Source organism: Clostridium sp. SGI.024, assembly GCF_050315195.1.
Classification (GTDB): Bacteria; Bacillota; Clostridia; order Clostridiales; family Clostridiaceae; genus Clostridium.
Map to the genome: position 1 here is coordinate 23755 of NZ_JBNPON010000039.1, position 10326 is coordinate 34080.

General features: G+C 28.5%; 9 protein-coding genes. All 9 read right to left on the reverse strand.

All coding sequences use genetic code 11. The annotated features are described in order from the left end of the window. Positions 1-8: 8 nt before the first annotated feature. Positions 9-827: a hypothetical protein gene (locus ACQRD5_RS11305; protein ID WP_294362560.1), complete on the reverse strand. Its 819-nt coding sequence runs from the start codon at positions 825-827 to the stop codon at positions 9-11. Between the two features lie 130 nt (positions 828-957). Further along, positions 958-1464: a hypothetical protein gene (locus ACQRD5_RS11310; protein ID WP_294189626.1), complete on the reverse strand. Its 507-nt coding sequence runs from the start codon at positions 1462-1464 to the stop codon at positions 958-960. Between the two features lie 42 nt (positions 1465-1506). Next, a complete protein-coding gene (locus ACQRD5_RS11315) occupies positions 1507-2802 on the reverse strand; it encodes a hypothetical protein (RefSeq protein WP_291627988.1) in 1296 nt (431 codons plus the stop codon). A 122-nt stretch (positions 2803-2924) separates the two neighbouring features. After that, positions 2925-3776 carry a 16S rRNA (adenine(1518)-N(6)/adenine(1519)-N(6))-dimethyltransferase RsmA gene (gene rsmA, locus ACQRD5_RS11320; RefSeq protein WP_291627987.1) on the reverse strand — a complete coding sequence of 284 codons (852 nt, stop codon included), beginning with the start codon at positions 3774-3776 and terminating at the stop codon, positions 2925-2927. Beyond that, positions 3776-4330: a ribonuclease M5 gene (gene rnmV / locus ACQRD5_RS11325; protein ID WP_291627986.1), complete on the reverse strand. Its 555-nt coding sequence runs from the start codon at positions 4328-4330 to the stop codon at positions 3776-3778. Before rnmV ends, rsmA begins: the two co-directional genes overlap by 1 nt. A 237-nt stretch (positions 4331-4567) precedes the next feature. After that, positions 4568-5620 (reverse strand): 3D domain-containing protein, encoded by a 1053-nt coding sequence (locus ACQRD5_RS11330; RefSeq protein WP_291627985.1) that lies wholly within the window; start codon positions 5618-5620, stop codon positions 4568-4570. A gap of 249 nt (positions 5621-5869) precedes the next feature. Next, the gene (locus tag ACQRD5_RS11335; protein ID WP_291627984.1) at positions 5870-6655 is read right to left on the reverse strand and encodes a TatD family hydrolase; all 786 of its coding nucleotides are present in this window, start codon (positions 6653-6655) and stop codon (positions 5870-5872) included. 175 nt (positions 6656-6830) lie between these two features. After that, entirely contained in the window at positions 6831-8432 is a 1602-nt protein-coding gene (locus ACQRD5_RS11340; RefSeq protein WP_291627983.1) for a Na/Pi cotransporter family protein, read from the reverse strand. 295 nt (positions 8433-8727) lie between these two features. Then, the coding region (gene metG / locus ACQRD5_RS11345) for a methionine--tRNA ligase (RefSeq protein WP_427746826.1) at positions 8728-10326 on the reverse strand (1599 nt) is incomplete at its 5' end.

The window sequence follows — 10326 nt, forward strand, 5'->3', positions numbered from 1 at the left end:
AACCTCTCCTACCAATTTTTTTGTACATCTTTAGGAAGTTCATCTTCCTTATAGATATTAATATTCCATTCTTTATATTGATTTTCTCCAACTACATAATAATAATATTCAGTATTCTCTTTTTTATCTTCAACTGTTATATTACTCTTATATTCAGTTGTACTATGCCCTCTATTTTTTATCCTTATTATAATGTCAAAATCTTTTGCATTATTATCTATTACTTCAATATTAGGCGCTTTCTTTCTAGCCTTTTGTAAGAAATTCTCTAAATCAGTAGAGAATATATATTTTAAACAATCTACATCATCTTTAATATCTATTCCTACATTTCTATCTTTAAAGTCTACCGTCTTACTCAATTTGTCGATAATATCTAAAATTGGTTCATAATATATATATTCAAAATCTCTTGGTTTTCTTATTATTGATAAATTTTGAAGAATTCCCTCATCAAGTCTTTTTGAAACAGTAAAATTAACTTCATCATTATAAAAATTTCCTTCATATGCTCCAACTACATAATTGTACTGCTTTACTTCATCTCCCATTTTAATTTCAAATATGTAATCTGGCTGTAAATCTGATTTAACCTCACTAACCTTAGCTTTTGATAATAGTTCATACATATTTACTATAGACTTTTCATCTGTTACAAGAAATTTAAAAGATTTATCTCTAATACTTTGAATACTTATTTGATCCACTTGCCCAACGTTGTCAAAATAATTATTCTTATTTTTAAAACCACTTTTTCCACATGATGATAAATTAATTGATAATATAACCATTAAAGTAGTTATTAAATATTTAATTACTTTTTTCAATAACATCCTTCCCCTCTATATAAAGGTTATCCCTACAACTCATTATAATTAATTAGGAGAAGTAATTACTTCTCCTAATTATAAATAAATTATAATACTTTAACTCTTTAATAGCAAATCTTATTCAGCTTTAGGTAAAACTCATTGCTATATAATCAAAAACTATCTTTATACTTTTTTTCTCCTTACCTTCATCATAAGAAAATTTAATTATAAGAACTTTTCCCTCTGAGTAATCTCTAATATAGTAATTACTAATAATTTTTTCATCACTTACAGCCACAAACTTCCAATCATAAATATCTTCAATGTTTTTACTACTAATTATATTTCCTTTTATATTATTATAAATAGTACTCATATTACTATTTACAATGGATATACTTCCATATATATCTTTTTTATTATTGATGGTTGCAATAATATTATCTTTTTTATTATTGGTGTTATCTATATCCCATCCATTTGGTAATGAAAAACTATACCTTCCCTCTCCCAATACATATCTATTAAAACTCTCTATATTATTATTTGATATTGCAATCTTTTCTATATCTTTTATAAATAAGTTTTTCATTAATACTATAACTACCATAAGAATTGCCATTAGGATGATGGTGTAGACTTTTTTATTCATTTAATATACTCATCAGGATATATAAGTACATTTTATTTGCACCTACTTCATAGGTACAACAACTGTAGAATTTTTAAAATCATAGAACATTAACCAACATCCCATTCCATCTCTATCTTCATTAGAAACCCATGTCACAAATCCTGTCTTTCCTTCATATGGTTGTTCATCCTTGTTCTTTTCTCCTGGAATTCCATATACGATGTATCTTAAATTCCCCTCTTCATCACATTTATATCCTAACATAAAATATCTGTGATTTCTTATATAAGGATAATAGTTAAGCATTGGATAATATGCTACTGCATACCTATTATAATTAGACATATTACACATCTCATGTAAATCATTAACAGAGACCTTATACCATTTACAGAATTTTATTTCATTATATTTATTTCTGCAAACTTCAAATCCACTAGCTATACCTTCAAAGTATTCACCAACACTGCCTCTAATTTTAAATTCACTATTTTTTTCTTCTAATTTTTCTTCATACTCATCAAATTTATTTTTTAAATAACCTCTATTTAAGTCTTCAATTCCATATAAGTTTCCTTCCACACTACTATTAAAAGGATTTTTATTATGGTTTTCATATATAAATGGATTATCTTCATCTTCTTCTTCATTTCTTTCTTTACTATCTCTAGTTTCTGTTTCGTCAATTTCTATTTCTTCTCTGATAACCGTTTCTTCAGATTCGACTTGAACTTCTTCTTTAAATTCAATTTCTTTTTCTACTTGTACAACTTCCTCTTGTTCTACTTCTCTTTCCTCAACTATTTTTTCTTCTTCTAGGATATCAGTAGATTTACTTTCTTCTTCTCCCCTATGTTTACTTTTTTTCTTTTTCTCTTCCTTCTTAATATACTCCATTTTATCCTTTGCTTTATTATGGCTACAATCTACCATCTTATAATTTTTCCAGCCATCACCAGATTGCTCACCATTAATAAAACCACACATAACTATTATAGGAATACCATTCTTTTCTTTCCCTATTGCTGCTCCTGAAATCTTATCATAAGATATTCCAAGTCCTGCTACATTATCTAATGGATATTCCTTAGTTACTTCTGCCTTACCACCATCTGATACTGATATCTTACCTAAATTCAATATTTTCTTCATATCCTTCTTATTGCATATAGCTAAAATACAATATTCTTCTTCATCCCTTCTTAGATTTTGAGCATAAAAAGAAATCTTACATAAATTCCCCTTTGCCTCTATCTTTGAATATCCTGATAAGGTTTTGTCGTTCGAATTAGAGTAGCCTCTTTCATCTTCTTGTAAAATAATGAAATTTCTATACAACTTATTTAATTGTGACAAACCTCTAGAACCTCCATTTTACATTAATTCAATACATTATATGCTACTCATATCTAAATATGTTAAAAATAAAACTCGTGAGATTTTTGTATTTTACTCCAAATTTCTCACGAGTTTATTGTCTATCTTAATTTAAGATACTTATCAATTTTATCTGATAATATAGCAAATTCATTTATAGTTAGGGTTTCTCCCCTTCTTTTTGGATCCACATTAGCTTCTTTAAATGCTAACTCTAAACTTTCCTTGGATAACCCTATATTCTTAACTCCGTTCCAAAGAGTTTTTCTTCTCATGTTAAATGAACTTCTTATTATTTCAAAAAATAGCTTTTCGTTTTCCACCTTTACCTTAGGCTCTTCTAATCTATCTAATCTAATTACAATAGAGTCAACCTTAGGTCTAGGAATAAAACATTGTGGTGGTACTTTTCTTATTATTCTAGTATTACAATAATATTGAACCAATAAAGACAATGAACCATAATCTTTATTACCTGGTTCTGCATTCATTCTTTCTGCTACTTCCTTTTGAATCATTATAGTTAATGATTTAAAATTATATTTTTCCTTTAATAACTTTACTATAATTGGAGTTGTTACATAATATGGTAAATTAGCTACTAGCTTTACGCTCTTTTCTTCACCTATAACCTCATTAAAATTAACTTTTAAAGCATCATTATGTATTAATGTAAATTTAGGGTTATCTCCTATTTCCTGAGTTAATATAGGAATTAAATCATTATCTAACTCTATAGCAACAACTTTTTTCGCTTTATTTAATAATTGTGCCGTTAATGTTCCAACACCAGGACCTATTTCTATAACTAAATCATTTTCATCTACCTCCGCACCTGACACTATATCTCTTGGTACTGAATCATCAATTAAGAAGTTTTGCCCTAGACTTTTTGAAAACTTAAAGTTATACTTTTTTACTAATTCAGCAGTCTTTACATCTTTAATTTCCACTACTTAACCACTCCTAGATTTTTTTCTATTTTTTCTATTGCTATAATAAATTCTTCCTTGCTTATAGCATATTTATTTAATCTAATTAACATTTGATTTGCATTTCCATAACCTATCCCAAGTTCTTTTCCTAACATTAGCCTTCTCTTTTTAGAATTAATATCTCCTGTTAACTTAAAATAAAACATATCTTCTGAAGTGAAAATCTCTTCAACTATCTCCTCTGATGCCTTTGCCCTATTCAAAGCTTCAATTATTACTTCTGGAGATGCATTTTCAACTCCAATATCATCACCCTTAATTCCATCTTCTTGAGCAATATATGCATGTTTTATTCCTTTAACTCTTTTTGATATTATACTTCTTATTTTTTCACCTGCAAAATCTGGATCCGTTAATACTATTACACCTTTTCTCTTTTGGGCTTCCTTTATTCTTTCTATAACCTTAGCATTTATTCCAAAGCCTCCTACAGCTATAACTTCTGCTTCGACTGCTTGCTTAACAGCCGTAATATCATCTCTACCCTCAACTACAATAACTTCCTTTATCAAATTATTAACTTCCTTTCTCCAATATACCTATCTAATAATTTATCCTTATATATGTATTATGTCAAATTATATTAATAAAAAAGGATATAGATCGCAAGCTCCAAGTCGCCAGAATATAATATCTATATCCTCTCATACGGAAGGAAAGAAATTTATAAAAAATTATTCACAGGGTAATATTTTTATAAATTCCTAGAAAATAAACAAAAGGATACCCTTTAAAGGTATCCTTTTATTTTACCATTCTCCTGGATAAGCTAAAATATAAACAGGAACATTATATTTTCTTCCCCAGCTGCTAATTGCTTCTTCGTTTGAATTAACGTATACATCAATGATATTACCTTTTATAGCTCCACCAGTGTCTGCGGCTATTGCTTTACCGTATCCCTCAACATATACTAATGATCCTAGTGGGATAACTCTTGGATCTACTGCTATAGTACTAATTCCATTTGGATCTCTTACAGGTACAGTTCCTGTTGCTGTAACCCCACCACCACTATAAGCTGTAGATTCTACATATAAAACGCTCTTATAATTTAATAGTTGCCCATCTCTACTTGCGAATGTTCTTCTTGTTCCTTGTGTAACTATTTTATTAACTGGTTCTACTACTACTTTTGAGCTTTTAACAGTTTTTGAAAATTCTTTTCCGTTTTTATATACAACTTCATAAAGAACTTCCTTTTCTCCTGCTGCTCCTTCTTGCTTAACTTCTTCAAGGCCATTATCAAGATTAGAATCTTCTTCTACAACTACATCAAAACTAATAGCTTCTGAAGCTAAATGTTTTTTTATCTCAACCTTAACTAGATTGATTTGTAAATCAGATGTAATCTTTGTATCTAATGCAGGGGTTATTTCATCTACTCCCTGATTAAATTCAATACCTTGCTCTTTAAGTTCTTCTTTTTCTACCTCTAGCATGTCTTCAATAGTGTCTTCAGCAGTATCTATTTTTGTCTTTTTATCTCCTACAGTCAACTCCACTGAAACAGCTCTTTTAATAGATATTGTATCTCCTTCAGATACATTACTATTTAAAGCTGGTTGAACTTTATCCTTAGGGTTAACTATAACCCCCTGTGAATCCAACACATCTTTAACAGTCCCTTTATATGTGACAAATGTTTCTTCTTTGCCGTCTAATTTCATCGTTATAGTCTTTCTCATATTTATGAACGTCACTGATATAATTACTACTGTAAGTAAAAAAACTATCAGCATTTTTGCCTTTGGACCGTTAGAAAAGTTATTTTTCAGGTATTTTTTTAATTTTTCTACCATCTCTACTTCCTCCCTTTGGCAAGAGCGTCTCCTGAATTATAATTGAATCTGGCGCTTTTGTCAAATTTTGACCTACTGCATAAAAAACTGTGCTTAAAAAATGCAACCTTGTGCATAATTAAATATTAAATATAAAATATAAAAATAATAGCAATTTTACAGTTGTTTATCGAAAGTAGCTTCTCTCTATAATTTCTCCTTAGTTAAAGGCCTTATTGTAAAATTATTGTAATATCTTATAATTGTACTTTATATATCTTTTCCTATCAACCTCTTAAAATTATCATTTACAGCTAAATTAACCTCTTTAGGCTCTAATTGTCTAATTTCAGCAATTTGTTCTATTATATAAGCTATATAATCCGATTTGTTCCTTTTTCCTCTATTTGGCACTGGTGACATATATGGCGCATCTGTTTCTACTAGTATTTTCTCCATAGGAATTTTACTTACTACTTCAACAACCTTCTTAGCATTTTTAAAAGTAACTACTCCACCAATTCCTATGTAATAGCCAAGTTTTATACATTCCATTGCAAATTCTACACTTCCTGAAAAACAATGAAGTATTCCTTTCACATTTGGAAACTCCTTAAGTATTTCTAAGGTATCACTATGAGCATCTCTATCATGAATTACAACTGGTAAGTTTAACTTTTCTGCTAACTTCATTTGTCTTCTGAATACTTCTTTTTGTACTTCTTTAGAAGGATTTTCATCCCAATAGTAATCTAGCCCAATTTCACCTATTGCAAGTATCTTTTCATTTTTATTAATTAAATTTATTATTTCACTTTCTACAGTATCATTAAATTCATCTGCATTTTCTGGATGTATTCCTAGTGCTCCATAAATAAAATCATTATCTATAGTTAAATTATATGTTTTTTCTATGCTTTCATAACTTGATGCACAATTTAATATTAAAGCAACTCCATTTGATTTAATTTCACTTAAAATGTTTTCTCTATCTTCATCAAAGGAGTTATCATCATAATGGGCATGTGTATCATATATTATATACTTATTTTCCATTTTTTATACCTCCAAGTTTTTTTATTTACATTTATCATTATATTACAAAAGTTTAAATTATAAACATTATTATTTAAAATACTTTAATGTTTATTCTTATAAAATCTATTATTATAAAAAATTTATTAAACAAAAAACTCCTTACGGAGTTTTAAGCTTAATTTTTATATACTTATTATTTTTTTCTATAGTTTCCTATATTATTAGCATGATCACCTATTCTTTCTAAATTACTTATTAAGTCTAGGAATACAACACTAGATGCTGCTGAGCACTTTTTCTCGTTTAATCTCTTTATATTATTTTCTCTAAATCCTTTTTCTAATCTATCTATTTCTTCTTCTACTATTTCAAGTTCTTTTGGTGCATTTATATTTTTATTACTATAACTTTCTATTGCAATGTCTATTGCTTCAACAGTCTTATCAACTATTAATTTAAGCTCACTTTTAGCTGTATCTCCAAGATGAATTCCTTTACTCATCTTCTCGATTGCTAAATCTGCAATATTTTCCGCATGGTCTCCTATTCTTTCAATATCATTTATAACATGATAAGTTGAGCTAAATAGTTTAATGTCGTCTTCAGGTAAATCTAATTGTGATAATTCTACTAAATAATCTGTTATGTCTTTCTCTAAAGCATTTATAATCTTTTCATTTTTATATACTTTATCTGCAGCTTCTTCACTATTTTCAGTAAATGCAGTAATTGATAGAATTACATTTTCTTTAGCTTTACGAGCCATTCTTAAAGTTTCTTTAAAAACTTGTCCATTTGCTACTACTGGAGTATCTAAAAGATTTTTATCTAAATATATAGCTCCCTCTTTTTCTATTTCTCCATCACCAGGAAGTATTATATTTACTAACTTAACTAAATATGAAGATAATGGTAATAGAATTATTGTTACTGTTACATTGAATATTGTATGCGCATTTGCTACCTGTCTTGCTACATTTGCATCAGTACCTTGAATAAAGCTAATAAATGAATCTATAAATGGGAAGAAAATTATAGCACCTATTGTATTAAATAATAAATGTATTATAGCTGCCTTTTTTGCAGTTCTATTTGCTCCTAAAGATGCTAGTATTGCAGTAACACAAGTTCCAATATTACATCCTAATATTACAGGAAATGCTAGTTTCATATCTATAGATCCTGTAGTTGCTAAAGCTACTAAAATACCAGTAGTTGCTGATGAACTTTGTACAATTGCTGTCATACCAAGTCCCGCAAGTAGACCTAATAAACTATTCCCTGCAACGACAATTACAAATTCCTTAAACCAAGTTGCTTCTGAAATTGGTTGCATAGCAGTTGACATAGCACTCATTCCTAAAAAGAGAATACCAAATCCTAAAGCTATACTTGCTAAATCTCTAACCTTTTTCTTTTTTGCTATAAGTAATATTATAGCACCTATACCAACAAATATTGGTGCAATTGCATCTAAGTCAAAAGATACCATTTGTGCTGTTATTGTAGTTCCGATATTTGCTCCCATTATTACACCAGTTGCTTGTGCTAATGTCATCAAACCGGCACTTACGAAACTAACTACCATAACTGTAGTAGCACTTGAGCTTTGAATTATTGCTGTAACTACTGCTCCTACTAAAACTCCTATGTATTTATTGCTTGTTAATCTTTCTAATATAGATTTTAGTCTTTCCCCAGCTGCGTTTTCTAGTCCATCTCCCATTAGTTTCATTCCATACAAGAACATACCTAAGCCGCCAATAAGACCCGTTAAAATAGAAAAACTACTCATTAATATTTTCTCCTTGCTAAAATAATACTTTTTATTAATTTAATATTAACATTTTGTTAACAAATTTAATATACAACGATTACTTTGAAATGTAAATATTAATTATATGTTAAATTTTCTTAACATACCCCTTATTCATATTTTGTTTATTTTTTTGTCACAGTACTGTCATAATAATGATATATTATAGTACTTGTAAAGTAGTTAAAGCATTATTATTTACCCCTAAAACCATCTAATGGTCCCTAGATTAAATCATTCCCCAAAATTATTTAATCTAGGGTTTCATTTTGTACTAATATTTTTCTTCTTTTAACCTATTAAGCTCTTCTACAGCCTTTCTTTTATCTATCTTACTAAATAAATTCTCTATTTTATTAATTTTTCCTTCTTTCTTTTCTATATAGCTCCATATAGGCTCATCTAAATTCAAAGCAACTCTAATTTTTTCACAAGTTCTTGGTATAAATGGCTCTAATAAATTTGATAAATTTATTATAAATTGTAGTGCTTCATAAGTCTTTATTTCACCAGTTTCATATCCCTTATTCACTTTTTTAACTGCTGATATAATATCTAAAAGAGAATTCTTAAACTTTCCTTCTTCAATATAATCTCCTACATCAAAATATAAATTAAGGATTTCATCTTTAAACTTTTTAGATACAACTCCCTTTGGAATAGTAGATTTATACTTACTCTCAATATCATTTAGGACTTTATTTATGAATCCTCCAACATTATTTACTAAATCTCTATTTACAACATTTATAAAATCTCTCCAAGTAAAATCTGTATCCTTTATTTCAGGAGAATTAATTGATAAATAATATCTAACCTCATCTACATCATAATTTTCAACAATATAATCAACCCATATTGCCCAGTTCTTAACTGATGAAAAATTTTTTCCTTCTAACTTTAAATATTCGCTAGATACAATTCGTAAATTAGGATTTTTTATCCCAATACCAGCTAAAATTGCTGGAAATATCACTGTATGGAATGGAATATTGTCTTTTCCATGAATAAAGTAAACTCTAGAATCTTCTCCTTGCCAATATTCTCTCCACTCTTCCTCTTTATCTTCTAAGGCTTTCATGCTAGCTGTTAAATATCCCATAACGGCTTCTATCCAAACGAATATTTTTTTATCTTCATATCCATCTATTGGAACATCTACTCCCCAATTAAAATCTCTTGTTACAGCCTTATCCCTTAGCCCTTCATCTAAATATCTATTAACTATTTTTTGTGCATTTTCTCGCCATCCCTTTTGCCTAATTAAAAGCCTTCTAACATCATTTTCAAAGTTTGATAGTGAAAAAAATAAATGCTTTGTTTTCTTTTCTATAGTTTCACTACCACAAAGTTTACACCTTTTATCTAACAATTCTTCACTATCTACTATTTCAAAACAATTTTCACATTGATCTTCAGATACTATTTCTCCACAATGCGGACATCTTCCCTCTACATATCTGTCAGATAAAAACTCATTACAATTTTCACAATAAGTTTGCTCAATTTCCTTTTCATAAATATAACCTTTATTATATAAATCAAGAATAAATTCCTTAACCTTTTCCTGATGATATTCTGAATGTGTTTTTTCAAATACATCAAAAGAAAAACCAAGACTATCGAAGCATCTTTTAAACTCACTATGATATTTAATAGTTGCTTCTAAAGGAGTAATTCCCTCCTCCTTAGCCTTCATAGTTACAGGAGTTCCATGACAGTCTGTCCCAGATATAAATATTACTTCATCTCCCATAAGTCTATGATACCTTGCAATAATATCACCTGGAAGTAATACTGCAATTCTTCCTAAATGTAAAGGCCCATTAGCATATGGCCATGCATTTCCTACTATTATATTCATAAAAAACCC

What these genes read in the sequence shown, in the direction of transcription:
- ACQRD5_RS11310 (WP_294189626.1), bottom strand. Translation starts at nt 1,464, where the DNA reads ATGAATAAAAAAGTCTACACCATCATCCTAATGGCAATTCTTATGGTA.
- ACQRD5_RS11330 (WP_291627985.1), bottom strand. Translation starts at nt 5,620, where the DNA reads ATGGTAGAAAAATTAAAAAAATACCTGAAAAATAACTTTTCTAACGGT.
- ACQRD5_RS11335 (WP_291627984.1), bottom strand. Translation starts at nt 6,655, where the DNA reads ATGGAAAATAAGTATATAATATATGATACACATGCCCATTATGATGAT.
- ACQRD5_RS11340 (WP_291627983.1), bottom strand. Translation starts at nt 8,432, where the DNA reads ATGAGTAGTTTTTCTATTTTAACGGGTCTTATTGGCGGCTTAGGTATG.